The sequence below is a fragment of the Hydrogenobacter thermophilus TK-6 genome (assembly GCF_000010785.1).
Classification (GTDB): domain Bacteria; phylum Aquificota; class Aquificia; order Aquificales; family Aquificaceae; genus Hydrogenobacter; species Hydrogenobacter thermophilus.
In genome coordinates this window covers 818,789-844,335 of sequence record NC_013799.1, presented here as the reverse complement: position 1 = coordinate 844,335, position 25,547 = coordinate 818,789, and the positions used below count along the sequence as shown (strand labels likewise).

Here is a 25,547-nt window from a genome sequence, read left to right as displayed (position 1 = left end):
TTAGGTTTTTTAGGTTTCTTTGCCATGTTTATGCACCTCCTAAAAGTTTTTTCAAAGCTTGTTTCAAGCGTTCTTCTGGGCTTTGCGGTTCTGTTTTTTCGGTGGTGTGAGGAGAACCAGAACCGCTAACTGCTCTGACAAGGAACGGGTTCTCGTTTAAGAACTTCTCAATAGCAGTGTCCACATCCTCGCCGTCAATAAGCACTTTGCCGTCTTTGATCTCTATCTTTTTTTCTGCTTTCAGTAGCTTCAAAGCCTTGTCTGCATCTATCGCTTTATCTGCAAGTTTGCTTTTGACTTGATATTCAATGAGAAGTTCTTCTTTCTCTTTTTGCAGTTGCTTGAGTTGTTCTTTGTATTGCTTTTCTATCTCTTTTGCTTTCTTTCTCTCTTGCTCGAGAGCTTCATAGAGTTTGCCCTTCTGCTCTAATAGCTGTGCTTGCATATCATCCCAGCTCTCAAAGCCGAGATATTTTGCCTGCTCGTCTAGATGCTTTTTAACGAGTTCTTCTACATTGACAGTTTCTGCTTTCTGTTCTTGTTGTTTTTGCGTTTGTGTTTGCTGAGTTTGTGTTTGCTGAGTTTGAGGCTGTTCTTGTTGTTTTTGTTCTTGCCTTTCCTCCATTACTTACCTCCGCAATATTTCTGAAAAAATTCTTCAGCTTTTGCCTTGATGCTATCGTCTCCGTGCATACCAGCAAGGCGGATTGCAGCCCTCAGCATGTAGCAATTGATGGAGCCGTCTTTGTTTTTGTATGGATATCTGCGATTTTTCGGGTCAAGGAAATAGTCTTCTGGGAGTTTTTGTCTTTCACTCTCTCTATCAAGCCACTTTAGCTTGTCCGTGGGAATATTACGAACTTCGGGCATAGCATGGAAAGATATAAAAAGTGTGTTTTAGACCCTTCCTGTTTTGCCTACGCAGTGGTTTATATTATATTTATAGAGGGAAGGGCTGATGCAGTACGATCTGGAGTATGTGGAGAAAATTGAAAAAGAGCTTGAAAGATACGACAGACTTTTTTTGACTGCGAAAGAGGTAGCAGACATGCTCGGTGTTTCAAAAAGGACTATAACTGAATATTGCAAAAAGGGAGAAATCTTTGGGGTCAGGTTTGCGGGAAAGTGGCTTATTTACAAAGAGAGCTTAGTTGAGTTTCTGCTCAGGAAGAACAACTACGAGGTTTTTTGAATTCTCAAGTCTTCGCTTTCTTTGATTTTGATAAGCTCACAGTAGCTTCTTAATCTGCTAAGCAAGGCTTCCGGGAGAGCTTTTGCAAACTCTGTAAAGCTGTTGGAAGTGATGAAAAGATGTCTCTCTTGCAATTCTGCAAAGTAGAGAATTTCTTGCACAAGCTCAAGGCGGGGTTGTGGTATGTTAGTAATGAGATCATCTATTAGATATGCATCGTATTCTGTGTATGTAGCATAAAGCGTTTTCAGGTCTGGGAAGGCTACGCAGGAGATATAAAGCGGGCTTGAGATTTCTCTATACTGAAGAAGCTTAGCTATCTTCCAAGTGCAGGCAATTGATTTTCCCACACCGGGCTTGCCGTCAAGGATGGCGCCTTTCTTCTTTATCCCCCTAATTTTTCCGATGGCTTCAGTCTCTTGCACTCCATTGAGAGCTATCTTCAGATACTTCTCAGGGAACTTGTTCGATGTCATGATTTCAACAATTCTTTCTTTTTGTAATGGTTTGGGTAGAAAGAACACTGCACCTCTCGGTCCTCTTCTGCTCACTACCCATGCATCTGCCTCCTCGTTTACCTCCACATCACCGTAGACTTTTTTGATGTCCTCTATTGTTTTGAAAGCCTTCATTTTTCCTCCTCCCACCAAAAATCTACGAGTTTCCAAAGGTACCCTTCATTGCTCGCCGGAGGGGTTAGTCTTATCACAGCGTGTGCGATGTATTCTCCTTCTTTGTCTTTGACACGCACGACGAGTTTGTATAGCTTTTCGTTGTCCCTGCCGTTGATCGTCTTGATTTCTATTACCTCTTTCGCATCTTCTACAAGTTCTTCCATCGCTATCCTATACAGCACACTTCTCATCAGATTTTGTTTATTACTTCTCAGATTTTGTTTATGCCAACGGGATTTCATCATCGTGGTCCTCCCAAAGTTTGTTTTTCCCTTCCTTTTCCTCTCCCCAGCCCTTGAGGTAGTAGTCTTTGCCTCGTTGGTTTTCTGGAGAGCTCCATTCGCTCCCTTTCGCTTTTTTGATGTTTGGTAGGTTCTGGCGAAATTGCAATATCCCGTTCCAGTCTTTCCGTGAGTTTTTAAAAGCCTCGTAGTCCCGCTTCAGGGTTTCTATATCCTCTCCGTTCCTTTCGTATATTTCTAAAAGTTCTCTAAGATGCTTCCCAATGATGTATTTGTAATCTGTGAATCGAAAGCTCTCGGGTGGCTGGTTGTTCCATATAGATATATACCACCCCATCAGGTGTTGCAGTTTCTTGCCTTCTCCTTTTGTCTCTTCCTCCTCCTTCATTTCCATTTCAAGCCTTGTCTTCAGTTCCATCAACACCCTTAACGCTCCCCTTATATCTTTTTGCATAAGCAACGCTAAAGCTTTGTCTATTTTCTTGAGTATTTGTTTCTCCGTCATGCCACAGCCCTCCTTTGCCTTTTCATTTTTTTGAACTTGCTCTTGATGGCTTGAGGGTGGCGGTTTAGCTTTCTTGCAAGTTCCTGCAAAATTGCAGATTTACACCCATGTTTAGAAAGAGTTTCCCAGATGAGTTCCTCTTCCCACTTCTCATACCTCCGTCGTTCTTCCATCCCTTTCTCTTTCCTCATCTTCCGTAAAAACCTTTTCCTGTATTCTCTCTCGCATTCATCACTGCAGTGCTGGTCGCTGTCTTGGACGGGGATAAAAAGCTTTCTACAAATACCGCATTCCCTCATGATCTTTTCTACAGACTCACCCGGGAAGCCAAAAACTGGGGGGTTGTCATTAAGGATTGCGAGAATTCCTGCTTTCACCTGCGCGTTTATGAGGCTCCTGATCTTCTCTTTGACATACTGCTTAAGGAACGACGGCGGGTTTAGCTCTTTTAGTACCATCCAAGGTGTGAAAACCCTAAGCTTTAGCATAGCTTCCCATATCTTCCCGTCAGTCATTTTCTATCACCTCCCGAGGGCTTTGGCTATCCTGCCCAGTGCCTCTACTGTTGGCTCTACCTTTTGGTTCTTTATGGCTTGCAAACAAATTGCTGTGTCCAATGTAGTCCAGCCTCTCTCTTTCGCAAAGTGGAATATTGGGGCTGGGTCTGTTTGGATGCGGTATTCTTTGATGAGGAAGGCGATTGTTTCTTGGGTCAATGGCTGTAATTCTTTCTTTATTGCAAACCTTTTAAATAAGCTGTGGTCATGTGATGCAAGAAGCTTGGGAGTGGTCTGGTCTCCGAGGAAGAGGTAGCTGAAACTTAATTCTTCATCTTCTGACAGGTCTTTGAGTTCGTTTAGTATGTGCTGTTTTCTTAGTAGTCTCTGTGCTTCGTCAAAGATGATGATTGGCTTTAGGTTGTAGTATAAGATGTGATGCTTGATAAGGTCTAAAGTAGCCTCATAAGTAGATCTCGCACCGCATCCAAGACTAAACCCTATTAACCTGTAAAGCCTGCCTCGTGTTATCTCCCCGTCGGGGGCTTTGACATAGAAAACGTCTTGTTCCTTTTTTGCTATCTTCTGTGCAGAGACAGTTTTACCTGTCCCCCACTTGCCCCACACAATAGCGTGTAGGGGCATGGTTTGCTCTGCCCTAAGGCGTCTTAGGGCTTGCAAAGTTGCAGTTAGGACTTGTTCTGCGTGCGTCATTGCTCTTCACCTCCTAAAAAGAGTTTTATTGGATCCAGCTCCTCTCCCTCGGGCTGAGGTTGAGCTGGTTGTGAGCTTGGCTCGTGGTTAAAGACTTCAAAAAAGTCTGCTGTGTTTTGTGTTTGTTGTTCTTGCTGTTCAATTTCAATGAGTTCTTCTTTAAGCTTTCTCTTTCTTCTCTCTATCCTTTTCTCTTTGTTCCTAAGTTCCTTAATTTCGGTGGGGTCAAGGCTGGGGGCATCTTGAGAGATTAGGCGGGCTATTCCGAGTGGGCGGGTTTCTTTTTCATCCCAGACTTCCAAGATGGTGGCGTTCTCTATATCTCTGTAGCACACCACCGTAGGAGCCTTTCTGTTTCTCCCTATTTCTCCCGCCCTTTCCTCAAATGGGAATACAAACTCGTATTTAAGGTTATCTATTACAATGGTATTGTTTCTGACTGTTCTAATGAACCGTTCTCTAAAGGCTTTTCTGAGTTCGTCTTCGCTAACTTGCTTGTATTCAATCGTAGCGTGCAGATGTTCGGGGATTACTGGTGCGTTGAAGTGTTCGTATTTGTGCTCGGATTTATTGTAGCTTTCTATCGCGGCTTTGAGGGCATCTTCAAAGGTGGTGTGCGTGCTTGTGAAATATCTCAAGTGGTCTTTGAGGTCTCTGAAAGCCCGTTCAATCAGTTTCTGAGATGGGTTATAAGGTTTTGTGCGTGTGATGGGGATGTTTAAATGTTCAAGCCCTCGTGTGATGATTTCTGCCTTTAGGACTGCCTCATTATCGGTTATGATGCGTTCGGGCAGTCCGTATTCTTTGAAAAGAGATATCAGAAAGCGTGCGAGGTCTAAACTATTGAAAGCTTTATTGTAGTGCTGTGCTTGGGTGTCCTCTCTCACCTTGGCAACCATGCAGGAGAGAAAGGCTCCTGACCACCTCTCCCGCACAGCAAGGATGAAATATCTTTCTCCTTTGAAAGTGTAGCCCGTAGCGTCTATCTCCCACTCGCCCTTCTCTCTTCTTTGCTTGCCTTTCGATTTTCTATACTCCGCAATTTCTGACTTATCCCTTCGTTTCAGCTCCAGAGCTTCCCAACTGCCAAGTCTCTGTTTTATGACCTGCTCCAGCACTCTCCTAAAAGTCCTTTCGCTTTTTATTCCTTTCGTTTGCAACTCTACCTCAAAAAGCCTGTAGGTCTGTGCTATAGATAAAACCCTTGTCCTTCCTTTCTCTTCCTTGCTGAATGTGAGAAGTCCTAAGACCCTATCCCATAACTCATCTTGAAGATGTTTTTCTTCCTTTTTCTCCCCCATTACCCCAATCGGTTCTTTCAGCCATCTTGCGACGGTGCTGCGGGGGATGTGGAGAACCTTAGCAATACGCCGTATGGGAACTCCTAACCCATACAACCGCAGGGCTTCTGCCTTCTTTTCGTCCATCTCCACCCTCCTTTCCAATTACCAACCTCGGACAGCTTTCTGGGAATACTCCCTAACCTTTTGGTAGATTTCATCCGCTATTTCAAATGCCTTTACCCATCCGATCTTTATGCCCATGTCCATAAGGAGAAGTTCCAACTGCTTCCTATACCAGTCCTCTATGTCCGGGGGTAAAGACTTTTCTTTCTTTTCTTTTTTCTTTTCAGCTTGCGGAGCTTTCATGTTTTCATACATCTGCTTGAGCTCTTCGATGTCCTCGTCTGAGATCTCTATGTCTAGGTCAATCTCATCTATCTTCTTAAGTGCTTCCTGACTATAGTTCAGCATCCACCAAGTCATGATCAGTGAATGCTCTTTTATCATCTGTTTTGCAAGCTCTTCTGCTTTCTTTCTTAGTTTGTTCACTACGCTATAATCTGCTCTTAGGGACTTTTGTACGAGTGCTTCTATTATGCGCTTTTCTACTTCGTCAAGGCTAAATCTAACATCTATCTCTTCAGCTTTCTGTGCTACAGCTAAAATGATTTCTCTTAGCTCTTCTTCTGTGAGACTATCCTCTGTTGCCTCTTTTATCTGTTTATAAACAGCAAGTAGTTCATCTGCGTGTTCTCTTAGTATCTCATCTATGAGTTCCTCCTTCCCGAATATCTGAAGATCCGTTATCCGGAAGAGATCCACTCTTAATGTTCTCCAGCTGTGGAACTGATAATCGGGCTTCGATAACACCTCTTTCGCTTTTTCAAGGACAAGGCTTTCAAACTGTTTTCTTTCCTCATGCTCTTTTTTTAGGCTCTCCCACAAGGTTTGTGCTTTGTTGAAAAACATCTTGCGGGCTCGGAGGCTTAGTTCCTTGTATGGATAAATGCTACTTAAGTAGTTTATCACTTTATCATAGCTGGGGGCATCTATTAGCTTTTTGAAGTCTCTTTTGACTGCTTCGTTAAGATATTTCAAGATGTCCCGCAGGGCTTGGTCTTTGACTACTTCATTAAAAGACTTTTCCCTTAACTCTTCTTCGTGTTCCTCTATAAACTCGGACAACGCTTTAAAGCCTTCGGGGGTGGGGGTGCCGTCTTTTACTAAATTTTGCAATTTTTGCAATTTTTGGTATTGCGAAGAATTCTCATTTAGCCATACTGAAATAGTTTGCTGCGAAACTCCAAGCCTTTCTGCCACCTCTTCCTGTGTGAGCCCTTGTTCTCTAAGCTCCAAAGCCTTTTTCCTTAGCTCTTCCTTCTCTTTTTCTTTCACCGGTTCCAGCCAATAATACAGCGTCCTCTCCGCCACCCCGAAAAGTTTCTTTAGTTCAGGGATAGATACACCGAGCTTGTAAAGCGTTTGCGTGAGTAGGATTTTCTCTTCTTTCTGTAGTGGTAATCCATGCTTTAGGTTAGCCCTGATTGCCTCAATCCGATATTCCAGCTCATCCTTTAGCTCCACAATCTTTGCCTTTATCGTGCTTCTCCCTGCTCTTTTATGTGCCTCTGTCCTATGCACACCGTCCACTATCCAGTATTGCTCGTCTAGGCGTTTCCACACGGTGATGGGGTCAAACTCTACCCCTTGCTCCAGCATCTCTTTGTATTCTTCTACCCTTTCTTCCACCGTGCCGGTTAAGACACGTGGTAGCAAGCCTTGTGGAATGGTTAGGTCTTTGAGTTCAAGCTCTACAATCATGTTTTACACCTCCATTTTGGTTTTTTGCTTTTGTAAAAAGCGGGAAGGCGTTGCACCTTCCAAAAACTTGGCAACTGACAAGGAGGACTCTTTGTAAAAAGGCGGGGCTGGCACCGAAAGAGGAGGGAGGTGAGGCGAGGGAGTAGTGAGGAGCATCTTATTTCCCTGTCCTAAAAAACAAGTGCCTTAACTTCTCGGCTAAATAAATGAGTTCCTGCTCGGATAGCTGGAAGTTGATCCTTATGTATTCTCCCTTTGCTTCTCCCTCTGTTAGGGAAAGTATCACCTTTAGATCGTCGGACACATACACACCGAGCTTTTTGTATGTGCTTCCACCCTGATGGTAGAGGTTGACAATCTCAACCCACTTTCCGCTTTCCCTCTTAGCCTCCTGCGGTTGTTGTGGCGGTTGTTGTGGCTGTTGTTCTTCCCGCTTAGGATACTTGTTCCCGTTCATCTGCACACCTCCTTAATGGTTTTGCTTATTTCCTTGAGTGTTGCCTCCGCCTGTCTGTTTTTGGCTTCGGCTATAAGAATAAGCACAATGGAACAGACAAGCATCAGAAGACTAATTAGCACTTGCCAGTCTCCATCTTTATCAGGTAGCCTCATACTCCCACCTCCTTTTTGATAACTGGAACCACAACAGCAATCAGCTTGTCCTCATCTCTTTCCCATTTGTAGACCTCAAAGACTGCTTTTCCCCGGTTGACCTCTACCTCTATCAACTCCCAAGGCTTTATCCAACGCCAGTTGTAATATTGCAGGTTTAAGACAGTGAAAACTATGCCACTTGCAAACTTCAGTGTTATATTATTATCTGTGTGCATCATTTGTTCACCTCCCCCGAGAGGGTTTCCTCTCCCTCTCGGCTTTTTCTACAAGCTTCTTTTTGAGCTCGGCTTTTTTGAGCAGTAGGCTATAGATAGCTTCTTCAACTTCTTTCAAGTCCTCCTCTATGCTGTTATCCTCATCCACGAGTGCTTCCTCAGCATCGTTTAGTTCTTTGAGAATCTCCTTAAATGGTACTTCTCTCTCCGCAGGGTAGGGCTCCAATCTGTACCCGAGCCTGCTTACTATTTCCTGTAAAGCTCTGTAGGCAAGTTCTGGCATGTGCTCGTGGATAATGAGTAGCGTGTCCATCGCATAGCTGAGGGGATCTCGCCTATGGAAGGGATTGTCCTCATCCATAGACCAAGCATAGATAAGCTTTTCGCTCCTTTGGAGCCTACTTGCCAGAGGATAAGGGCTTTTCTTCCGGAGAAACTCCCGGAAGACCCAGCTAAAGTTTGTGTGTCTCATGATACACCTCCTTTATGGGATTTATTGGATTTATTGGATTTTTTGCTACCTTTTTTAACGGGTGTAGGCTTGTGCGACTTGTTTTCTACACGCCTTGACGCTAAATAAATCTCATACTGATTCGGGAGGTCAGGAAGATGAAGGGTCTCTGCAATTTTGCAGATGAGAGGTCGGGAGGACTTCTTACCGTAAAGGACATTATTCAGATAGATAGGATTAACGCCAAGTTTAAGTGCAAGCCTGTTGAGGGAAAGTCCTCTTTTTCTACAGGCTTCTTTTACAATATCTCCTATGGTCTGGTTAATACCCATAGGGAATATTATACGCAACTTTGCACAAAAGTCAAGGGGTATGGTGGAATAAGTATGCAACATTGCACCAGCGGAGAGGCAGGGAATATCCACAACAGGCTTAGATATCTAAGGAAAACTTTGGGGTTATCACAGGAAGAGTTTGGAGAAAGGATAGGGAAATCTTTAAGGACTATACAATACTGGGAGGCTGGCACAGTTCAAATCCCCGACACCGCCCTAAAACTTATTGCTTCCACCTTCGGCGTCTCTTATGAATGGCTAAAAACAGGGCAGGGGGAGATGTGGGGGAGGGAAAAGCTTAGCCTTGAGGAAATCATAGAAAGAGAACAAAGAAAGCTTTTAGAAAGCAAGATAAAAGTTCCTGTGGTTGGGAAAGCTGGGGCTGGGTTCCCGCATAGTCCCTCAGATATAGAAGTTATAGGCGTAGTCTTTGTTAGTAAAAGCCCATATCTCAAGGAAGGCAAGATTTTTGCAGTGCAGGTGTCTGGAGACTCTATGCATCCAGCCCTTACGGAGGGGGACTATGTCGTATTTCAGACATACGAGGGAGACGGCTCAGATATACCAAATGGGAAAATAGTTGTAGTCAGGAATCATAGCGGGGAGTTGCTCGTAAAAAGGCTTTTGAAGATGAACGGCACTGTTTTGTTGGCAGGAGATAATCCTAAATATCCTCCAATCTTTCCACAACAGGCGGAGGCAGAGGGTTTGCGAATTGTAGGAGTAGCTGTTAAAATTTTGAAAGAGTTTGAAGCATAGGAGGTGGGGAAATGTTTCTGCTTTTATTGCTTTTATCACTTTCTGTAGCCTTCGGGGTTGAAATCATGGAAGTGCTAACCTGTAGAGACAAGAACGGAAACAGCCTAACATTAAAAACAAAAGGTAAAGCAGTTTGTCCTGATGGATACGAGCCTGTAATTGCGGAAACCTATCCTGATGTGTTCTCTTCTGTGCCAAAGGACAAAAGATCTGAGTTTTTGAAGCTTTGCACCCCTCTCTATAACATATACTCCGCATGCTACGACGCTGGCATCAGGAATATTTCTTGTATTAGCATGCGTAATTTTACCTTCAGCGTGGGCAGGGAGACACTTGGATCTTTCTTTGACAGTGTTTCGTTGAAGATAGCAGAACTGTGTGAGGTTGCGTGTCAAGAAGGTAAGAGAGACCCCAGCGGCTACCGTAAAATGTCTTATAGCTACTTTTTCAACTATATCTGCAATAGATAGTCCTTTCGTTCAAAAGCAAAATGGGAAGTTAGCCTAATCAGTCTCTTATATCTTCTTACTACATGAGCACTAAGGTATACACACTTGGCAGAGGAATGTTGTTTCTTAAGCCAGTTGGAGAAACGGGCTTTGAAGATTTCGGCAATGTCAAAGACTTCAGCTTGACAGTCAAAACTGAAAAGCTTGAGCACTACAGCACTGCATCGGGGATAAAAGTCAAAGATGCAGAAATAGTGAAATCTCAAGACTTCAATGTAAGCTTCGAGATTGACGAACTGAGAACAGAGACACTTGAAAAGTTCGCACTCGCAAGTAGAACAGATGCAAACATCACAGCGGGCACTGTAGCGGATGAGCCTGTTAACGCTGTAAAACAAGGTTTTTGGTATAAGCTCGCACATGAGAAAATAAAGACCACTCCAGCACCTGTTGTCACGAATGATGCAGCATCTCCAACCACATACACGGAAGGCACGGACTACGAAATAGATTATGAGGCGGGAGCTATATACATAGTCCCGGGCGGGAACATCACAAATGGCACGAATCTGAAGATTGACTACTCTTATGATGCATTAACTAAAATAACTCTACAGAGCGGGCAGAAATATCAAATTGTGGGCACGCTCTGGTTTAAGGGCGACCCACCTAAAGGGCAGGTCTTAGATATTATCGGAGATGTGTCCTTAACTCCTTCCGGGGAACTCAAGCTTATCGGTGATGACTGGCTATCTGTGAAGTTTGAAGGAACCTTTACAACTAAGCCCCAGATAATCTCCAGAGGAGTCAGATAATGGCTTTTGGGTTTTATTTGGATGCTAATCTTACTCAGCCTGTCAACCTAAACACGTCTATTAACATAGCGCTGAACACTGCGGGCGGGGGTGCGTATGTGGATATTCAGCTTTGGTTTGGCTCTATAGATAGTTCTAAAAAATGTCAAGCCGCATCCAATCCCGGTGTAGACCAGATCACAATCACAATAAACGATACCAATCCTGCCATCCACCAGCCAGATGCAACAAACGGTCCCTACTGGGTCTTAGCACTCAACCAAAACGACCTCAACTCAAACCCCCAAAACAACTCTATTGACATCGGCACAGAGGTGCTTGGAGGAGTAGCAAACGCAAGGACTTTTTGGCTACGGATATTTGAACCTGAACAAGCGCCCGCCATATGGGAGGACTGGATACTCACCACCAACGCCATTCTGGAGGTCAATCTATGAAGTATGAAACCGTAAAAACCGTCAGGCTTTCCGATGGCAGAGAGGTGCAAGTGAGAAGTCTAACATTCAAGGACTTCATACGCTTTTCTGAACTTATATCCCAAGTTTTAAACGATATCCTCAAAGGACACATAAACACATCTGCATATTTGCAGTCTGCTATCCCTTTTATGTCCGCAATGACTTCTCTAACGCAAAGAGAAATAGAAGAACTCAAACCCTCAGATGCACTGAAAATTTTCAACGCTTGCATAGATGTGCTGAAGGAGGATACGGATTTTTTTACAGAACTGAAAGCACTGCTTCAGAAAGCAAACGAACTACTCTCTCAGAAGTCGTAGAAGAACTCATCAGTGCAAACCATCAAGCTCTTGACTATCCACTTCCTTTCCTCCGTGAGATGCTGTCTGCTTACTACAAAAGAAAAATGCGGGAATGGAAGGAGTTTATCTATCTTGTCAAGCTTGCGGTATGGGGTTCAAAAGAAGACATAGACAGCGTATTTGGAGAAGAAGAAAGCATAGAAGAGCTGATAGAGGAGTTTGGCAATGGCGGTCAGTGAGCAGTTAGTTCTTGAGATCAGGGCGGAAGTCGGGCAACTCAAGACGCAGATTGAAGAGATAAGAAACAGACTACAGGGCATAGACACGAGATGGACTGAAAACTTGCAGAAAAACATAGAACAAAGCACACAGTCCGCCAAACAGCTTGCAAGTCAGTTTGAACATATCGTATCAACCATAAGAACAATAGCGTTGTCCTTGCCCTTCGTGGGCTTTATCAAAGAGGGTATAGAGTTCAATAAACAGATAGAACAAACAAGGATTGGCTTTGCAGGTATTCTCACATCAATTGCACAGATAAGAGATGAACAAGGCAGACTTGTAGAGGGTGCAGAGAAATACGCAAACGCAGTCAAGCTTTCAAATCAACTATTAAATGAACTCCGTGTTGCAGGATTGCAAACAGTCCTCACATTCCAAGACTTGGTGCAAATAGCACAAGGGATAATGGCACCATTCCTCAGTGCAGGCGGAAATCTCAAAGAGTTCTCCAGCTTCGTGGTGTTGTTGTCCAACGCAGTTGCTGCTATCGGACTACCCATGAACCAAGTAGTCCAAGAAACGAGAGACCTCTTAATGGGCACTATTGACATGAACTCCCAATTGGCAAGGTCTCTCGGAATAACAAATGAGATGGTCAATAGATGGCGGGAGCAGGGGACACTGTTTCAAGAACTAACTGCAAGACTGCAGGGTTTTCAGTTTGCGAGTAAAGATGTAGAAGGAAGCTTTACAGGGCTTTTGTCTCGTGTAAAAGAGATTTTCCAAGTCTTTGCAGGCATGGCTACTGCGAAGGTTTTTGAAGCTATCAAAAAAGACTTGGATGAGTTTATAGCAAAATTTTTAGTCGTCAAGGACGGTAAGATAGAGTTAAGCGTTGAGGGACAGGAGCTCGTAGAGAAGATTTCAGAAACATTGACAAATCTCTATAACATCATAAGCACGCTGGTAAAGGTGGTGGGCACTCTTACGGTAGAATTCGGCGGGTTCATAATAAAAGCGTTAGAGATATACATCGTAGTGAAAGCAATCTCTGCTGTAAAGTCTGCTATTGAAGCCCTGAACGGTAGCCTGAGAACTCTCAGCACGGTGGGCGGGACTGCGATAGCAGGCTTGGGCGCTATGTTTTCAAGGTTGAATGTGATAGTGGCTACTGCATTGGTAGGCTGGAACTTGGGCGAGATGCTCCGGGAGTGGCTGGATGAGCAAACAAAAGGGGCATTCACAAAATGGCTCATCACAATTGAAACTCACATTGTCGGAGTGATCAACACCATCAGGGTATGGATTGGGAAAATCCCCCTTCTCGGACGGCTTTTTGGTATTTCTGAAGAAGAACTTCAAGAGAGTTTGAAAAACATGGAAAGGATGAGAAGCATGGCAGAAGAGGACGCTAAGAAATACAAAGAAACACAGCAAAAAGCCGCAGAAGAAATAACCCAAGCAGGGCAGATAACCGCACAGGCTATAAGACAAGTCTCCAAACAGCAAGCAGAGGAGATTTTGAAGTCCCTCAAGGATCAGGAGCAAACAATTGCAAAATTGCAGGAGATAAAACAAAACCTTAAAGACAGCATATCCCTTCAGGACATTATGAACGCACTTCAGGATGAGACTAAAGCATTCTCACAAAAGCTTGAACTGTCTTTAGACACTTCAGATGTAGAAGACAGAATAGACACGCTAAAGGGAAAGCTTAGAGAACTGCAAAGCTTACTCAAAGAGAACTTAGAAGACGAAGCCCGCAAACAAGTGTTGAGAGAAATATTGCAGACTGAACTTGAGATTGCACAAGCAACTGTGGAGGGCTATCAAAGAAGAAAACAAGCATTAGAGGAGTACCTCAGGGACGCTTGGAGCAAAGAACAGGACTACGCACGCAAGGTAGCAGAACTTACAAGAGAACGCAACAATCTACTCGCACAGCTTGAGAAAGAAAGACAAGACCTGCTTAATAAATTCATTCCGAAAGAGCTACAGATCAAGCTTGGATTTACAACACAGCAGGAACCAATCACGCAGATAGCAAACATCCTAAACCTTGCCCAACAGGCAAGAGACCTCGCAGGTCAAATCCAGCAAGCAATCGCACAAGGCTTAGCACCGCAACAGATAGAAATTCTCAAAATGCAGTATCAAGACTTAGTCCAGCAAATCAGGAACGGCTTAAAACAGCTAACGCCCGAAGACTTAACGCAAGCCTTCCAGAACTTCATTTCCACGCCCAAGCAGGCACTCATATCAATGTTTACAGACATCACAGGAAGCTTTGAAAGAGCAAGAGAGATGGTCTCTCAGCTTTCTGAAATTTTACAGAGCACACCTACTGCGGTGGGGGTGGATTTTGGAAGGCTCTTTGGTGCAACTTTTGTTGATTATGTGATGAAGCAACTTCAACAGACGCAAGCAAGCGTATCAGACAGCTTCATACAGCAAGCACAACAGCTTGAGAACTTCTACGCACAGCAAGTGAGCAAGATCTCTCAAATGATTATGCAACTTGAAAATTTGAAACCTCGTATAGAGCTTGACCTATCTGCCGCAGAGGCGCAAATACAAAGTCTGAACGGTAGAAGGATAGTCATATATGCGGATGTAGTAAATTCTCAGACGGGCGAATCTTTGAGCGTGAGGTAGTAATATGGCGGTGCAGATAGGAACCATCACACTTAATGATGCTTGGATAAAAAATAAATGGGGTGGGAGATATCAAAAAGACAATTCTGTGATAAAAAAGAAAGCAACCGCGAAGAAAATAAGCTCGCTTATTCTTCCTCCGTGCTCAGCAAAGAGCAAGGAAGAGAAGAGAAAAGAGAATGTCATCTATGCAATAGACGGTACTGAATACATCATCAACTGCAATTCTGCAGTCCCATCTGACCCACTCCCACCCTCTGGAGGCGTATCGGTGTTTTCTTCGTCACCGGGGAAGGCTATAGTGGGGGAAACGGTATCAATTCTCGTGCAGATGGAGAAGCTCACATTCAGAGCAGTAGACATATACGGGAAGTTCTACAAGCTCACAGAATCAGACATCATCACAGTGAAGATCACAGACGAATACGATCAGTATGTGATGAAGTATGTGTTCTGTAAAGAGGATGGAACTGCTTTTGGAGAAGGGCAGATCACTCTTACAATAGAGACAGAAGAAGAAGACAGCACCACATCAACAAACAAAGACAGCTCAGAAAAAGAAGTCGTCATCAACACATGCACATCAGCACAAGCAAGAGCACTTGGTCTCATGCTCGGAACAAAAACAATAATAGCGGACAGCGATGTGTCTTTTCAGGCTCTCATCACTGAAGTCAATCTTGAGTATGTGGCTGAGGACATGGTAGATGTAGCGGTGAGAACAAGGCAGGGTGTGGATATTTACAAAGGAACGGTGAGGTTCGTAGTATTATGAGCACGAGCTATTTCTTTCCTTGCTTGATAGACGGAGTTCCAAAGGACAAAACAATCTCTGTTGAGATACAAGCACGAGAAAATAGCTTCTTCAAATCTGCAAACATTGAGTTTATTAACTACACTCCACCTTCTGAACTCGCTATTAGTGCTGCTGGCGGATTTCTCTTCAGAGGACGACTCAAAAGCGCACAGCAAAAGCCATGCGGACGCGTGAGCGCATACTACGAAACAAGTCTGAACTGTTCAGATATCCCCCCCACCGTGATCCTCACACCGTGGGCTCTCAATGCGCTCACATGGTCATCATTGAGAGATCTCATCACGCAGTTGGTTGCGGTAGATATAGGAGGTTATCCATGGCAAGCCCCCCCATCTTTTGTTGACAGTCAAGCTTCAGGAAGTCCGATCAGGTATTACCTGTTCTACGATGACGTGATCGGTCCTGCCGGGTCAATTGCAACAGGCTATATGCCTCCACCCAACTGGCGCGATTTCTATTCGATTGCGAACATGGAATGGGCTTTGAGTACTGTAGTAAGAATGGAAGCATCAAAGTATGCATCTGATGATCTCGTATTCATCAGGCTTGCGTATGTGTGGTATAGAGATGTGTTCAGCAATAATCCAGCTTCATACGGCTACGCTACCGCATCAGCATCAATAGTTCCCAACGCAACATCGTATAGAGTGATCACAAACGCAATCACGGCGAGAGATGTTTTCCAAGCGCTCGGAGCATTACTCAACACATCAAGCAGTGCTTTATTCATCAGACCGATCATTGTGAAAGATGCGGGAGATATAGTGCAAGTGTTGAGAAAGTTTCCGCAGAATATCATCATCAAAGTTGACGAGAACGGTCAGCTAGTTGGTACTGATGTAGACAACATTCAAAACACTTTTGTGCTTTCTGACTCTGTAGTGTTTGATTACAGCCTGCCAAAGATGAGGCAAGTCTCTGTCACCATGAGAGCAGAGGGAGAGAGCTGGAGATATACAGTCAAAGCAAAAGATGCGTATTCTTGTCCTGTTGCGACGCTTGAAGTCAACAATTCAGATGTGATCATACAAAGCACAGAAGACATAAACAGATTACTGAAACATTTCAAACTCAATCTGCAAGAGCGGGGACACATCAAATGCGTGCTCCTGCCAGATGTAGACCTTTACCATCGCGTAGACTTTCAAGGTAGAACCTTTCGCGTGGTTGGATACACACACAGAATTAGTAGAAACGAGGCAACAACGGATTTGACAATAATCGAGGAGGTAAGCTAAATGTGTGTAAGCGGAGTTTCGTACGACTGCAGGTTGCCACCAGACATGATTCCATTCGTGACCTATTTACCAGAGCCAGAGAAACCACCTGAGAAACAAGAAGAAAAACCCCCACAGACAGTGATCTACCCACCTCGGATTGATCTCCTGTTTCCATCATTCGTTGCCTTCAACATGGATATCTATTTTCACGATTGGGACGGGGTAAAAAAAATACTCCCAGCCAGCGAACCCATCTGGCTCGGGTGGAAATATTTCCCCAACAAAAACGCATGCCCACAAATCCAGTCCGTCACAACAAACCCTTATGTCAACACGGAGCTAAGACAGATCAAATACGACCAACCGTGCTACTATGGCAGAAACGGGATTCAAGATGCGCAACCCAGGTTTCTCTCTGTTTTACAACTTGCGTTTATTAATCAAAGATGGATCCTTGCGGTGCATGAAGTAGATTTCCCCCTCCTTGGTTATCACCCGACCAAAGAAGACTTAAAAAATGCATACAACAACAGAAAAGAGAGATTGGTCAACTTCTACGACTCTCAGCTGAGTGGGCTGGACATTGTGTATGGAGGCGAAAGTGAAACAAAAAATGTTTTAGTCTCGCTCCATGTTTCTCATGCAGATATACTGCTTAGTAGCAGAGATGGCATCTCTTATCCGCTTTACACCGTTCAGCCCACCTCAAACAGTGCTTATGCTATGTTTATACACACAAGGAGTGGAGAATGAGTCTGAAACTACCTTACTACATACTCAAAGAGAGCTCATGGGAAGAGCCAATCGGGTCAGTTTATTATTACGATACATTGCTCGGTAGATACACAACACAAACAGAATATGCATATCCGTATGCCTACAGTGTTCTTGAATACTACTTCCCAACTGACCCACTTAGCACTTTCAACTTCCCCTACACAGCATCCGCCAAACTCCGCATCTTTGTAAACAACACCAACTACGCATCCGCCCTTCTTCGCATACATACAGCTAACTCTATAAAAGCCAAGCTAAGAATACAGACAGAGAACAAAGCACAAGCTAAGCTGAGAATTGAAACCAGAGGACCCGCACAAGCAAAGCTGTATATTATGACGTTCCGAGCATCTCCTCGCCCTCAAGCCCGCTTACGCATTTTTGCAGATAATAGCAATTACGCATCCGCTTTGCTTAGAATAGAGACAAAAAGATTAGAACCCGCACAAGCTAAGCTGAGAATTAGAACACGCACATACAACAGAAAAATATCAATGCCCGATTACTATGCCTTCTACAATATCAGCACGCACGGTTTCTTGCCGTAAAAAGCAAATTAGGAAAAGATAGAAAACACAACTTCTATATTCCATCTCTATGCGTATTACTGCTAAACGAGTATGTGAGTTTTTACGCAGAATGAAAGAACTGCAAAATTGCAGTTTTCGGACAGAGAGACTGTCTGAAAAGGAAAAACTCATAGTACTGACAATACAACTCACAGATGCAGAATACGAGGGGGTGGGTGTAAACGCCCGCTTAGCTTTAGAGGATTTGATGCAGAAGGTTCTGGAGGTAGATGAATAATGGAACAGCTTATATCACACCCTACAATTATAGTTTTCATCTTGTCTTCACTTGTTGCAATAGCTATCAACTACGCAATAATCAAAACTACAGTAGCGACTATGCTTAAGACTCTTGAACAAGTTCAGAAAGACTTGCAGAAGGAAAAAGAAAAGAACGCAGAAATTGAGAGGCTGATGCTTAAAGAGTATCTGAGAAAAGAGGACTTCTTAGCGTTTCAAAACAAAGTAGAGGCACGCATGGAGATGAGATTAGAAAAGCTGGAGGAAAAAATAGAAAGACTTTTGCATAAGCTGGAGGCTAAGCAATGAGAAAGCAAGTCAATTATCTCATTCTGAAGTTCTTAGAACAAGTGTATCCCGACAGTCTAACAGTGAAGATGATAGAAGCCCTGTTGGCAGACTGGAGAATATTCACGGACAGCAAAAAGCTACTTGAGAAGAACATCAAATACTTACTTGACAAAGGCTACATAGAAGTGCTGGAAGTTGAACTACCCACTCATCACACAAAAATCCAAAAACTCAGGCTAACTGCCAAAGGCAAAGCTTTGATGGAGAAGGAACTCATTGACGAACAGGTGGAGGAAGTTTGATGGCAAGGAGACATTCTCTTGATAGACACCCCGAGGCAAAGGAATACGCAGTGAAGGAATACGAAAGAGGCAAAACCCTTAGAGAATTAGAACAAGAGATAAAAATCAAATTCCCACAAGCCCAAGCATCCAGATCATCCATTCATAGGCTAATCAGAAAGCTAAGGCCTCTGCTGGAACTAAAAAGAAGCGGACTTTTGTCTGATGAGGATATTGACACATTCCAGCAATCTCAAACCCTTGCGACTCTCGCAACGGGCTTGTTATTAGAGGTTATTGCAGAATGGCAGGAGAAGGGAGAAGTAGAAGATGCAAAGATAGATGCACTCATGAGGCTTGTGCATACTGCAAGCAATCTCTCACGGAGCAGTGCATACATAGAAAAGACAAAAACTCAACTGATAGAACACACAGAGAAAGTCTTAGAGAAAGTAGCAAAGACTTTAGCAAAACATTTAGATGAAGAGTTAGCAAAACGCATCATTGCGGAGCTAAAGCATGAGCTATAAAGAAAAAGCAGTCAGCAGAGTTTTAGAGAGGGTGCTTATATCAGAAGCAGACAAAGACAGAAAAGAACGGGCAAGGAACGACTTTGCTTTCTTTTGCCAGACATACCTTCCGCACATTTTCAGAAAACCTTTTGCAAGTTTTCAGTTGGAAATAATCAGCTTTTTAGAGAACCCACAAATGAAAAGAGTAGTAGTTGCAGCACCCAGAGAACACGGAAAGACAAGCTTGATTTACTTGGGCTATGTTCTGTGGTCTATCCTCTACGGCAAACACAAGTTCATCGTTTGCATCGGAGCATCGGAGCAAAGGGCTAAGGAACAGTTAGAGGACATCAGACTGGAATTAGAAAACAACACTGCAATTTTGCAAGACTTCGGAGAAGTCATCAAACGGGCTACGGTGGAGAGGATAGACACAGTGCACACGACAGTGATCAGCAGAGGTGCAGGGCAAAAGCTAAGAGGTTTAGTCAAGCGTGGAGAAAGACCCGACTTAGTCATACTTGACGACATAGAGTCAGAAGAACACGCAAACTCCAAATCTTTGAGAGACAAACTAAAAAAATGGTTTTACAGGGTTGTTATGGGCTTGTCTCAAAATGCAAAAATTTTTGTAATCGGAACTATCCTTCACTACGATAGCCTTTTGAATGAACTAATCACGAGAGGGCAGGAGCTTGGCTGGTTTGCAAAGAAATACAAAGCGATCACCGACGAGGGCAAACCCTTGCATCCGCACCTGTGGACGCTGGAGGCATTGGAGAAAAAGAAGCAGGAGATAGGAAGCTATGCTTTTGCTTCTGAGTATATGAACGAGCCTTTATCGGATGAGGACAGGATTTTTAGGCAGGAGTGGATAAAGTATTACGAGGAGAAGTTAGATTTAAGCAAGCTTGACATCGTAGCGGGCGTAGACCCATCAACGGGCAAGGAGAAGGGAGACTACACAGCGATAGCGGTTCTGGGCAGGGACAGGGAGACAGGGCACCTATATTCCTTATTTATATATAACAAGCGTGCCACTCCCTCTGAACTGATAGACACCCTCATCTCCATCCAGCTAACTTTCAAGCCTTCCCTCATCGTCTTTGAAGAGGTAGCCTTTCAGGAAGTCTACAGAAAGCTTATACAAGAGATAGCAAGCAAGCGTGGAGTAAGCTTGCCCATCCGAGGAGTGAAACCTCACACAAACAAAGTCCTGCGAGCACAAAAGCTTGTGCCGTTTTTTGAGGGTGGGCTAATCTACTTTGCAAAAGGACAAGAGGAGGCAATTAAACAGCTTTTAGAGTTTCCTTTTTCAGCCCACGACGACATCGTAGACGCCCTCGTCTATGCGGTTATGGCTTTAGAAGAGAAGGCAACGGCTTTCCCATACAAGTTTTTAAAGCTTAGATGGTTGTAGGAGGTGAAGCATGATAGACTACAAGCTTTGTTGGGATAGCTACACGGGATTGGGTGGCTTCAGTGATGGTTCTTATCTTGTAAAGTATCCAAGAGAGACTGACGAGAAATACGCACGCAGAAGACAGCTTGCTATTTATCCGAATTTTGTAAAGAAAATCGTTGATACTTATGTGGGAGCCCTCTTCAGGGTGGAACCGCAGAGGGACTTCGCAACAAACACAGAATACGCAGAGTTCTGTCAGAACATAGACCTACGAGGCACAGATATTGACGACTTTATGAGAAACATTGCAAAGCTTACCCTTATTTACGGCACCGTGTTTGTGATTGTGGATAAGCCCAAGGCAGAGGCACCCACAAAGGCACATGAAAAACTGCAAGGCATCAGACCCTACGCAACCATACGCCTGCCCACACAGATACAAGAGATTGAGATAGATGATTACGGCAGAATTCAGAAAATCGTTTTTTCTGAACTAAATATGTTGAGAGAATTTACGCCCGGAACATGGAAGGTGCGGGTAGGAAATGAAACATACGAAGGAACTACTCCATTCGGAGAGGTACCAGTAGTAGCAGCATCTTGGACAGACCCAATACTGCCCACCGATGTGATAGTCCCGCCTTTCATACACGACATCGCACGAGTCAGCAAAGACCTTTACAACGCCATTTCAGAACTCAGAGAAATCTTGAGAAACTCCACATTTCCAATCTTGACCATCCCCATTCCAGACCAGATTTCTGAAGAGAAGCTAAGAAACATCGTCATCGGAACAGAGAACTTTATCGGATACTACCCAGAGAAGGGCGGAAAGCCTGACTTCATTGCACCGCCCGAAAGCCCAGCCAAAGTTTACCTTGAATACATCAATACCCTTATAGACATGATTTACTCCCTTGCGAACTTGGAGTTTATTAAGGGCACGCAACAGCAAAAGAGCGGTGTGGCTTTGGAGTTTGAATTTCAGAACTTGAACAGTCTATTGACACAAATAGCCCAAAACCTTGAACAAGCAGAGTATAGAATAGCCGACCTTGTGGCAAAGTGGGAAGGGAAGGACGGCTTCAAAGGAACGATTATCTATGAAAAAGACTTCAGCTATAGGGATGTAGAAAGAGAACTGAAGAAGGCAATGGATGCCTTGACCTTGAACATCTCCGCCACTTTTGACGCAGAACTGAAAAAATACATAGCAAGGTTGTTGCTTGGTTCTGAGATTGACGACGCAACAATGCAGAGAATAGAGAACGAGGTGGATGGGTTAGAGGGTTTGGATAATCAGATGAAAAACGAATTAGGAGGTTTAACATGAAGCCCGCAAAGAAAAAGCTTACATTCTTTCCCTATATCGGTGGGAAACACCACCTTGCTAAGCTTATCGTGGAGCTTATTCCCGAGCACGAAATAGATGTGGATAGTGCAGTTGGCAACAGAAGTTCTGTGGTTTAACTACGAACCCGACCCTGCGGTTTTACAGAAATACAGACTTGAACTTAAAAGATGAACTGGGGACATGTCCGTAGGCTTTTTCTGGAGTGGTTTCTCTCCGAGTGGGAGGAGATCGAAAAAGACTTTTCAGGGAAAACGGATAAGCTTATAGACAGACTGAAAGAACAGAACTATCAAATAGACAAACAGACTGAAGCACTGCTTAGAAAACTCGCAGAAGAGTTATATCACAAAATCACAGCACTTATTAAGCACGTTGTAGATGCAGTAAACAAAACTGCAAAATTGCAGAAAGATGCCCTCGCAATGCAGATAGCACAAGAGATTATCAATCAACGATGGGATGATGGGCTTAAACTCTCGGAACGCTTCTGGGACTTCTCACAGCAGGCAATGGCAAGACTAAAAAACACAATCATGGAAGGCATACGATATGACCACGGCGTGAAGGCTTTGATGTATCAAATGCAATACACGATTGAGGCTTTAGAACAGCAAGAGTTTGCAATAGTGCTTAAAGAACAGCTCCCGAAGTGGCTTAAAGAATTTGAGGAAAGCACGAAAGGGCTACTCGTCAACGCAGAAAGCAGGCAAGCGTGGGAGAAAATCAAAAGGAAAGTTGAGAAGTATATAGAAAAAAGAAGCAAAGAAGGGACATACTATGCGGGCAGGCAACTGTTAAAAGAAATTGAAGAGGCACTATGGGAAGGGAAAATGGAACTCGTGAATAAAGCGGTCAAGTGGTGGGTGTATGATAAGCAACTTTACAGGCTAAAAACGATTGCATGGACAGAGACGGCACATGCTTATATGAAAGCAACTGTGGAACTTACGAAGGATGAGGAAGAGGTGGTGGGCTATCAATGGAGGCTTTCAAGGAGCCATCCGAGAGCGGATATATGCGATGTTTACGCCACAGTAGACTATGGGCTTGGTAGAGGAGTACATCCAAAAGACAAACTACCACGCTTACCAGCCCACCCGCATTGTATGTGTTATTTAGTCCCTGTAGTGAGGCGGAAAGGGATGGAAGAGAAAGATAAGCCCACTATCCCGGAATCAGCCTTAGAAAGCTGGGCTCCGAAATGGCTAAAAGAGTATGCAGAGAAAAACTGGTTAAGCTTGGTGGATTTGTTTAATTTTGAAGAGGGAAGGTTTTTAAGAAGGCGGGAGTTAGGGTTGTTGTGAACCACTCCACGCTATAGAGCATGAAGCTTCCTGCTTCATCGGAGCTACCCGCTCCTCCACAGGCATAAGTTCGGACTGTTCCAGCCCTACGCTTAGCTTGGCTATCGCTAAGCAATATAGAGTATACTCCTTATTTTGCATTTCGTCAATAGGCAATTCATCTCCATCCTGTAGAGTATGGAGACTTCTTGCCTAAATTTTGTTAAAAAAGCCCTGCAAACTTGCAAAAAACCTTATGTTGCCTTTTCTGGAGGGTCTTTAACAGAACCTTGATTTTCTACCCATACCACTATATATTTATCTACATGAACAGACGTTTGCGGATAGGGGAAGCATCAAGAGTACTTGGCGTATCTGTCAGCACTTTAAGGAGATGGGAAAGGGAGGGAAAACTCAAACCCTACAGAGTGGGAAAGGAAAGAAGATACTCTTATGAACAGCTTATGGAACTCCTTGGAGAAAAAAGAGCTGATGCGGTTGCCATATATGCAAGGGTTTCCTCAAGGGATCAGAAAAAAGATCTCGAAAGACAGTTAGAGTATTTGAGAAAGTGTGTGGAAGGAAAGCACCAAAAGGTGTATGAAGTAAAAGACATAGCAAGTGGGATAAAGGAGGGAAGAAAAGGATTACTCAAGCTCATAGAACTCGCTCGGCTCAGGAAGATAAGGGCTATTTACATAACCTATCCCGATAGACTTACAAGGTTTGGATTTGATTACTTCGTGGAGTTTTTCAAAGCTCTCGGTGTTGAAATTATAGCGGTAAACGGAAAAGAGTTCAAAGAACCTGAGAAGGAACTTGTGGAAGACCTGATAGCAATTCTCACATCCTTTGCAGGAAAGCTCTACGGAATGAGAGCCAATAAAATTAAGAAGATGGTAAAGGAACTGAGGGATGAAGGATAGGGTAGTTGTATCTTACGAGCTTACCCTCCCTCAGAATATCTACCCGAAGCTGGACAGATTATTTAGCGAATTCAAGTGGAATGTCCGCAGAACCCTCTCCTCTCTGTGGAATGAAGAAACTATAGAGAAGCTAAAAGGTAAAGGTTCATCTGTGGGAATTCTCAAGAGCGAAGTTATGAGACCCTCCCATCTTCCATCAAGGTTCCACAGAAATGTTCTTGAACTCTCGGGACAGATAGTAAGGTCTCAGATAGAGAGGAAGAGGATTTACGAATACATACTCGAAAAGCCCTGCAGAGCGATAATAAGCGAGAACATCCTTGCAAAGGAACTAAAAACCTCTCCTCTCTTTGTTTTGAATATTCAGAGACAGGTAAGGAAAGGACTCAGAAGAGGAAAAGTGGAAAAGGATTATCTAAGAGCTGTAAGACCCTCATTTTCGGGGAATGTGGTTATAACCTCAGCGGATGACTCCCTTTGTAGAGGACAGATGAGGAAACTCAAAACAGATGGAAAGTTTATAGAGTTTGAGATAAAGGTTCCCGATGGGAGGGGATGGAGGTGGATAAAGGTTCAAAAGCTCATTCCCGATAGACTCAAGAAGGACATTTTCAGAGCTAAGGGGATAGGCTCTCCCCTTATAAAGAGAGTGTTCTTAAAGAGCGGATACACCATCTACAAGCTTGTTATTCCCCTTGAGCTTGAGGTAGAGGTTCAGAAGGAAGCGGATAGAATGTTTGCAATAGACCTGTCTCCTTCGGAGAATAGACTTGGAGTTGGAACTGTAGTTGCGAAAGAGGGACATTCCAAACCGATATTCTTCAGAGCGAGCAAGATGATAAAGAAGCTTGAGAGACTTTTGAAGGAGATATCAAACCTTGAGAGGAAGATAGACCGCATAGCGGATCAGATACACTCTACAGGGAGCGAGGAGCACAGGGAGAAACTGAAGGGGAGACTCAGGCACCTGTATGCGGAGCAGAGGTTAAGGTGGAGAAAGTTCAAAGAATTGAGGAAGCAGGTTCTTGAGGTATTTGTCAATCTGGTAGTGGAGCATGCAAGAGCCTATGGATGTCAGGCAATAGCGATAGAGGCACTTAAATTTTCTTCATCACCGAGGTGGAAGAATCCTAAGATGAGGAGATACTTTGAGACATGGTTTTACTCGAAGTTTTCAGAGAGACTTGCACACAAAGCTCAGAGGAGAGGGATAAGGGTTATAGAAGTTCCTGCATTTTACACGTCGCAGGTTTGTCATGTGTGCGGGAGGAGAGGGAGGGCTAAGGGGCTTGAGTTTGAATGTGAGTGTGGGAGTTTTGACAGGGATTACAATGCGAGTGTAAATATTGGTATTAGAGCTTTAGAGTGGGTGAGCGGTTCAAAATCCGAGCCCTATAGGGGTGAGGATAGTCCTGCGAGATTTCCGTTCCCGCAGGGAACCGTTCACCTGAAAGGGAGAGCTCTTCTTTCAATCCTTCCACCCGCTCAGCTTCTCTCATACCTCAAACTCGTTGAAACCTCATACCTTAAGCTGAGTTCCCTTTCCAAATACCTACAGGTGGATAAATATGGTTAGGAAAAATGGAACGGCATGGCTTGATGTGTTTTTCTGACAGCCAGATCTAAGACTAAGTCTGAGATGTCAAAAATTGCAAAAATTGCAGATTT

At 43.8% G+C, this 25,547-nt stretch carries 35 protein-coding genes; 22 read left to right on the top strand and 13 right to left on the bottom strand.

Annotated elements, in window-relative coordinates; genetic code table 11:
• Positions 1 to 28 precede the first annotated feature (28 nt).
• Entirely contained in the window at positions 29 to 625 is a 597-nt protein-coding gene (locus tag HTH_RS04580; RefSeq protein ID WP_012963552.1) for a hypothetical protein, read from the bottom strand.
• Entirely contained in the window at positions 625 to 870 is a 246-nt protein-coding gene (locus HTH_RS04575; protein ID WP_012963551.1) for a hypothetical protein, read from the bottom strand. Before HTH_RS04575 ends, HTH_RS04580 begins: the two co-directional genes overlap by 1 nt.
• A gap of 88 nt (positions 871 to 958) precedes the next feature.
• Here HTH_RS04575 and HTH_RS04570 point away from each other — a divergent pair, with 88 nt between their 5' ends.
• On the top strand, positions 959 to 1,192 hold the full coding sequence (locus HTH_RS04570; protein ID WP_012963550.1) for a helix-turn-helix domain-containing protein: 234 nt from the start codon (positions 959 to 961) through the stop codon (positions 1,190 to 1,192).
• Here the strand turns inward: HTH_RS04570 and HTH_RS04565 are convergent.
• The 11 genes from HTH_RS04565 to HTH_RS04520 all read right to left on the bottom strand — a co-directional run bounded on the left by HTH_RS04565 (position 1,177) and on the right by HTH_RS04520 (position 8,230).
• The gene (locus HTH_RS04565; protein ID WP_012963549.1) at positions 1,177 to 1,824 is read right to left on the bottom strand and encodes a hypothetical protein; all 648 of its coding nucleotides are present in this window, start codon (positions 1,822 to 1,824) and stop codon (positions 1,177 to 1,179) included. The two genes, HTH_RS04570 and HTH_RS04565, sit on opposite strands and share 16 nt — an antisense overlap.
• Entirely contained in the window at positions 1,821 to 2,057 is a 237-nt protein-coding gene (locus HTH_RS04560) for a hypothetical protein (RefSeq protein ID WP_232500470.1), read from the bottom strand. The genes HTH_RS04565 and HTH_RS04560 overlap by 4 nt, the downstream gene beginning before the upstream one ends.
• Positions 2,058 to 2,088: 31 nt before the next feature.
• Positions 2,089 to 2,613 carry a hypothetical protein gene (locus tag HTH_RS04555; protein WP_012963547.1) on the bottom strand — a complete coding sequence of 175 codons (525 nt, stop codon included), beginning with the start codon at positions 2,611 to 2,613 and terminating at the stop codon, positions 2,089 to 2,091.
• A complete protein-coding gene (locus HTH_RS04550; protein ID WP_012963546.1) occupies positions 2,610 to 3,128 on the bottom strand; it encodes a hypothetical protein in 519 nt (172 codons plus the stop codon). Before HTH_RS04550 ends, HTH_RS04555 begins: the two co-directional genes overlap by 4 nt.
• Positions 3,129 to 3,134: 6 nt before the next feature.
• A complete protein-coding gene (locus HTH_RS04545) occupies positions 3,135 to 3,824 on the bottom strand; it encodes an ATP-binding protein (RefSeq protein ID WP_012963545.1) in 690 nt (229 codons plus the stop codon).
• The gene (locus tag HTH_RS04540; protein WP_012963544.1) at positions 3,821 to 5,251 is read right to left on the bottom strand and encodes a helix-turn-helix domain-containing protein; all 1,431 of its coding nucleotides are present in this window, start codon (positions 5,249 to 5,251) and stop codon (positions 3,821 to 3,823) included. Before HTH_RS04540 ends, HTH_RS04545 begins: the two co-directional genes overlap by 4 nt.
• A gap of 18 nt (positions 5,252 to 5,269) precedes the next feature.
• Positions 5,270 to 6,928 carry a helix-turn-helix domain-containing protein gene (locus HTH_RS04535; protein WP_012963543.1) on the bottom strand — a complete coding sequence of 553 codons (1,659 nt, stop codon included), beginning with the start codon at positions 6,926 to 6,928 and terminating at the stop codon, positions 5,270 to 5,272.
• Between the two features lie 157 nt (positions 6,929 to 7,085).
• Positions 7,086 to 7,385 carry a hypothetical protein gene (locus HTH_RS04530; RefSeq protein WP_012963541.1) on the bottom strand — a complete coding sequence of 100 codons (300 nt, stop codon included), beginning with the start codon at positions 7,383 to 7,385 and terminating at the stop codon, positions 7,086 to 7,088.
• Positions 7,382 to 7,540, bottom strand: coding sequence for a hypothetical protein (locus tag HTH_RS09965; RefSeq protein ID WP_012963540.1), 159 nt, complete (start codon positions 7,538 to 7,540; stop codon positions 7,382 to 7,384). The genes HTH_RS04530 and HTH_RS09965 overlap by 4 nt, the downstream gene beginning before the upstream one ends.
• On the bottom strand, positions 7,537 to 7,761 hold the full coding sequence (locus HTH_RS04525) for a hypothetical protein (RefSeq protein WP_012963539.1): 225 nt from the start codon (positions 7,759 to 7,761) through the stop codon (positions 7,537 to 7,539). The genes HTH_RS09965 and HTH_RS04525 overlap by 4 nt, the downstream gene beginning before the upstream one ends.
• Before the next feature lie 4 nt (positions 7,762 to 7,765).
• Complete coding sequence (locus tag HTH_RS04520; RefSeq protein WP_012963538.1) at positions 7,766 to 8,230, bottom strand: hypothetical protein; 465 nt, start codon at positions 8,228 to 8,230, stop codon at positions 7,766 to 7,768.
• Between the two features lie 137 nt (positions 8,231 to 8,367).
• Between HTH_RS04520 and HTH_RS04515 the strand changes: the two genes are divergently transcribed.
• The 21 genes from HTH_RS04515 (at position 8,368) to HTH_RS04425 (ending at position 25,455) form a co-directional block, all read left to right on the top strand.
• Positions 8,368 to 9,303 carry an XRE family transcriptional regulator gene (locus tag HTH_RS04515; RefSeq protein ID WP_014462596.1) on the top strand — a complete coding sequence of 312 codons (936 nt, stop codon included), beginning with the start codon at positions 8,368 to 8,370 and terminating at the stop codon, positions 9,301 to 9,303.
• 11 nt (positions 9,304 to 9,314) lie between these two features.
• Positions 9,315 to 9,773: a hypothetical protein gene (locus HTH_RS04510; RefSeq protein ID WP_012963535.1), complete on the top strand. Its 459-nt coding sequence runs from the start codon at positions 9,315 to 9,317 to the stop codon at positions 9,771 to 9,773.
• Positions 9,774 to 9,835: 62 nt separating this feature from the next.
• Positions 9,836 to 10,567, top strand: a complete 732-nt coding sequence (locus HTH_RS04505) for a hypothetical protein (protein ID WP_012963534.1) — start codon at positions 9,836 to 9,838, stop codon at positions 10,565 to 10,567.
• Entirely contained in the window at positions 10,567 to 11,004 is a 438-nt protein-coding gene (locus HTH_RS04500) for a hypothetical protein (RefSeq protein ID WP_012963533.1), read from the top strand. Before HTH_RS04505 ends, HTH_RS04500 begins: the two co-directional genes overlap by 1 nt.
• Positions 11,001 to 11,345 carry a hypothetical protein gene (locus HTH_RS04495; RefSeq protein ID WP_012963532.1) on the top strand — a complete coding sequence of 115 codons (345 nt, stop codon included), beginning with the start codon at positions 11,001 to 11,003 and terminating at the stop codon, positions 11,343 to 11,345. The genes HTH_RS04500 and HTH_RS04495 overlap by 4 nt, the downstream gene beginning before the upstream one ends.
• A gap of 86 nt (positions 11,346 to 11,431) precedes the next feature.
• A complete protein-coding gene (locus tag HTH_RS10145) occupies positions 11,432 to 11,566 on the top strand; it encodes a hypothetical protein (RefSeq protein WP_267878555.1) in 135 nt (44 codons plus the stop codon).
• Positions 11,553 to 14,204: a hypothetical protein gene (locus HTH_RS04490; protein WP_012963530.1), complete on the top strand. Its 2,652-nt coding sequence runs from the start codon at positions 11,553 to 11,555 to the stop codon at positions 14,202 to 14,204. Before HTH_RS10145 ends, HTH_RS04490 begins: the two co-directional genes overlap by 14 nt.
• Positions 14,205 to 14,208: 4 nt before the next feature.
• Positions 14,209 to 14,979: a hypothetical protein gene (locus tag HTH_RS04485; RefSeq protein ID WP_012963529.1), complete on the top strand. Its 771-nt coding sequence runs from the start codon at positions 14,209 to 14,211 to the stop codon at positions 14,977 to 14,979.
• Entirely contained in the window at positions 14,976 to 16,259 is a 1,284-nt protein-coding gene (locus tag HTH_RS04480) for a hypothetical protein (protein WP_012963528.1), read from the top strand. Before HTH_RS04485 ends, HTH_RS04480 begins: the two co-directional genes overlap by 4 nt.
• On the top strand, positions 16,260 to 16,994 hold the full coding sequence (locus HTH_RS04475) for a hypothetical protein (protein WP_012963527.1): 735 nt from the start codon (positions 16,260 to 16,262) through the stop codon (positions 16,992 to 16,994).
• Positions 16,991 to 17,566, top strand: coding sequence for a hypothetical protein (locus HTH_RS04470; protein ID WP_012963526.1), 576 nt, complete (start codon positions 16,991 to 16,993; stop codon positions 17,564 to 17,566). The genes HTH_RS04475 and HTH_RS04470 overlap by 4 nt, the downstream gene beginning before the upstream one ends.
• Positions 17,567 to 17,615: 49 nt before the next feature.
• Positions 17,616 to 17,825: a hypothetical protein gene (locus tag HTH_RS09895; protein WP_012963525.1), complete on the top strand. Its 210-nt coding sequence runs from the start codon at positions 17,616 to 17,618 to the stop codon at positions 17,823 to 17,825.
• Between the two features lie 41 nt (positions 17,826 to 17,866).
• Complete coding sequence (locus tag HTH_RS04460) at positions 17,867 to 18,136, top strand: phosphodiesterase (RefSeq protein WP_232500469.1); 270 nt, start codon at positions 17,867 to 17,869, stop codon at positions 18,134 to 18,136.
• The gene (locus tag HTH_RS04455; RefSeq protein WP_012963523.1) at positions 18,133 to 18,420 is read left to right on the top strand and encodes a hypothetical protein; all 288 of its coding nucleotides are present in this window, start codon (positions 18,133 to 18,135) and stop codon (positions 18,418 to 18,420) included. Before HTH_RS04460 ends, HTH_RS04455 begins: the two co-directional genes overlap by 4 nt.
• Positions 18,420 to 18,929 (top strand): hypothetical protein, encoded by a 510-nt coding sequence (locus HTH_RS04450; RefSeq protein ID WP_012963522.1) that lies wholly within the window; start codon positions 18,420 to 18,422, stop codon positions 18,927 to 18,929. The genes HTH_RS04455 and HTH_RS04450 overlap by 1 nt, the downstream gene beginning before the upstream one ends.
• Complete coding sequence (gene terL / locus HTH_RS04445) at positions 18,919 to 20,331, top strand: phage terminase large subunit (RefSeq protein ID WP_012963521.1); 1,413 nt, start codon at positions 18,919 to 18,921, stop codon at positions 20,329 to 20,331. The genes HTH_RS04450 and terL overlap by 11 nt, the downstream gene beginning before the upstream one ends.
• Positions 20,332 to 20,341: 10 nt before the next feature.
• Positions 20,342 to 21,649, top strand: coding sequence for a phage portal protein (locus HTH_RS04440; protein ID WP_012963520.1), 1,308 nt, complete (start codon positions 20,342 to 20,344; stop codon positions 21,647 to 21,649).
• Positions 21,646 to 21,786, top strand: coding sequence for a hypothetical protein (locus tag HTH_RS09960; RefSeq protein ID WP_012963519.1), 141 nt, complete (start codon positions 21,646 to 21,648; stop codon positions 21,784 to 21,786). The genes HTH_RS04440 and HTH_RS09960 overlap by 4 nt, the downstream gene beginning before the upstream one ends.
• 51 nt (positions 21,787 to 21,837) lie before the next feature.
• The gene (locus HTH_RS04435; RefSeq protein ID WP_012963518.1) at positions 21,838 to 22,974 is read left to right on the top strand and encodes a hypothetical protein; all 1,137 of its coding nucleotides are present in this window, start codon (positions 21,838 to 21,840) and stop codon (positions 22,972 to 22,974) included.
• Positions 22,975 to 23,279: 305 nt separating this feature from the next.
• Positions 23,280 to 23,879: an IS607 family transposase gene (locus tag HTH_RS04430; protein WP_012963517.1), complete on the top strand. Its 600-nt coding sequence runs from the start codon at positions 23,280 to 23,282 to the stop codon at positions 23,877 to 23,879.
• A complete protein-coding gene (locus HTH_RS04425; protein WP_012963516.1) occupies positions 23,869 to 25,455 on the top strand; it encodes an RNA-guided endonuclease TnpB family protein in 1,587 nt (528 codons plus the stop codon). The genes HTH_RS04430 and HTH_RS04425 overlap by 11 nt, the downstream gene beginning before the upstream one ends.
• Positions 25,456 to 25,547: the final 92 nt, after the last annotated feature.

Bases quoted from the DNA above. Each gene is read 5' to 3' on its own strand.
- HTH_RS04580 (WP_012963552.1), bottom strand. From the start codon at position 625: ATGGAGGAAAGGCAAGAACAAAAACAACAAGAACAGCCTCAAACTCAG.
- HTH_RS04575 (WP_012963551.1), bottom strand. From the start codon at position 870: ATGCCCGAAGTTCGTAATATTCCCACGGACAAGCTAAAGTGGCTTGAT.
- HTH_RS04570 (WP_012963550.1), top strand. From the start codon at position 959: ATGCAGTACGATCTGGAGTATGTGGAGAAAATTGAAAAAGAGCTTGAA.
- HTH_RS04565 (WP_012963549.1), bottom strand. From the start codon at position 1,824: ATGAAGGCTTTCAAAACAATAGAGGACATCAAAAAAGTCTACGGTGAT.
- HTH_RS04560 (WP_232500470.1), bottom strand. From the start codon at position 2,057: ATGAGAAGTGTGCTGTATAGGATAGCGATGGAAGAACTTGTAGAAGAT.
- HTH_RS04555 (WP_012963547.1), bottom strand. From the start codon at position 2,613: ATGACGGAGAAACAAATACTCAAGAAAATAGACAAAGCTTTAGCGTTG.
- HTH_RS04550 (WP_012963546.1), bottom strand. From the start codon at position 3,128: ATGACTGACGGGAAGATATGGGAAGCTATGCTAAAGCTTAGGGTTTTC.
- HTH_RS04545 (WP_012963545.1), bottom strand. From the start codon at position 3,824: ATGACGCACGCAGAACAAGTCCTAACTGCAACTTTGCAAGCCCTAAGA.
- HTH_RS04540 (WP_012963544.1), bottom strand. From the start codon at position 5,251: ATGGACGAAAAGAAGGCAGAAGCCCTGCGGTTGTATGGGTTAGGAGTT.
- HTH_RS04535 (WP_012963543.1), bottom strand. From the start codon at position 6,928: ATGATTGTAGAGCTTGAACTCAAAGACCTAACCATTCCACAAGGCTTG.
- HTH_RS04530 (WP_012963541.1), bottom strand. From the start codon at position 7,385: ATGAACGGGAACAAGTATCCTAAGCGGGAAGAACAACAGCCACAACAA.
- HTH_RS09965 (WP_012963540.1), bottom strand. From the start codon at position 7,540: ATGAGGCTACCTGATAAAGATGGAGACTGGCAAGTGCTAATTAGTCTT.
- HTH_RS04525 (WP_012963539.1), bottom strand. From the start codon at position 7,761: ATGATGCACACAGATAATAATATAACACTGAAGTTTGCAAGTGGCATA.
- HTH_RS04520 (WP_012963538.1), bottom strand. From the start codon at position 8,230: ATGAGACACACAAACTTTAGCTGGGTCTTCCGGGAGTTTCTCCGGAAG.
- HTH_RS04515 (WP_014462596.1), top strand. From the start codon at position 8,368: ATGAAGGGTCTCTGCAATTTTGCAGATGAGAGGTCGGGAGGACTTCTT.
- HTH_RS04510 (WP_012963535.1), top strand. From the start codon at position 9,315: ATGTTTCTGCTTTTATTGCTTTTATCACTTTCTGTAGCCTTCGGGGTT.
- HTH_RS04505 (WP_012963534.1), top strand. From the start codon at position 9,836: ATGAGCACTAAGGTATACACACTTGGCAGAGGAATGTTGTTTCTTAAG.
- HTH_RS04500 (WP_012963533.1), top strand. From the start codon at position 10,567: ATGGCTTTTGGGTTTTATTTGGATGCTAATCTTACTCAGCCTGTCAAC.
- HTH_RS04495 (WP_012963532.1), top strand. From the start codon at position 11,001: ATGAAGTATGAAACCGTAAAAACCGTCAGGCTTTCCGATGGCAGAGAG.
- HTH_RS10145 (WP_267878555.1), top strand. From the start codon at position 11,432: ATGCGGGAATGGAAGGAGTTTATCTATCTTGTCAAGCTTGCGGTATGG.
- HTH_RS04490 (WP_012963530.1), top strand. From the start codon at position 11,553: ATGGCGGTCAGTGAGCAGTTAGTTCTTGAGATCAGGGCGGAAGTCGGG.
- HTH_RS04485 (WP_012963529.1), top strand. From the start codon at position 14,209: ATGGCGGTGCAGATAGGAACCATCACACTTAATGATGCTTGGATAAAA.
- HTH_RS04480 (WP_012963528.1), top strand. From the start codon at position 14,976: ATGAGCACGAGCTATTTCTTTCCTTGCTTGATAGACGGAGTTCCAAAG.
- HTH_RS04475 (WP_012963527.1), top strand. From the start codon at position 16,260: ATGTGTGTAAGCGGAGTTTCGTACGACTGCAGGTTGCCACCAGACATG.
- HTH_RS04470 (WP_012963526.1), top strand. From the start codon at position 16,991: ATGAGTCTGAAACTACCTTACTACATACTCAAAGAGAGCTCATGGGAA.
- HTH_RS09895 (WP_012963525.1), top strand. From the start codon at position 17,616: ATGCGTATTACTGCTAAACGAGTATGTGAGTTTTTACGCAGAATGAAA.
- HTH_RS04455 (WP_012963523.1), top strand. From the start codon at position 18,133: ATGAGAAAGCAAGTCAATTATCTCATTCTGAAGTTCTTAGAACAAGTG.
- HTH_RS04450 (WP_012963522.1), top strand. From the start codon at position 18,420: ATGGCAAGGAGACATTCTCTTGATAGACACCCCGAGGCAAAGGAATAC.
- terL (WP_012963521.1), top strand. From the start codon at position 18,919: ATGAGCTATAAAGAAAAAGCAGTCAGCAGAGTTTTAGAGAGGGTGCTT.
- HTH_RS04440 (WP_012963520.1), top strand. From the start codon at position 20,342: ATGATAGACTACAAGCTTTGTTGGGATAGCTACACGGGATTGGGTGGC.
- HTH_RS09960 (WP_012963519.1), top strand. From the start codon at position 21,646: ATGAAGCCCGCAAAGAAAAAGCTTACATTCTTTCCCTATATCGGTGGG.
- HTH_RS04435 (WP_012963518.1), top strand. From the start codon at position 21,838: ATGAACTGGGGACATGTCCGTAGGCTTTTTCTGGAGTGGTTTCTCTCC.
- HTH_RS04430 (WP_012963517.1), top strand. From the start codon at position 23,280: ATGAACAGACGTTTGCGGATAGGGGAAGCATCAAGAGTACTTGGCGTA.
- HTH_RS04425 (WP_012963516.1), top strand. From the start codon at position 23,869: ATGAAGGATAGGGTAGTTGTATCTTACGAGCTTACCCTCCCTCAGAAT.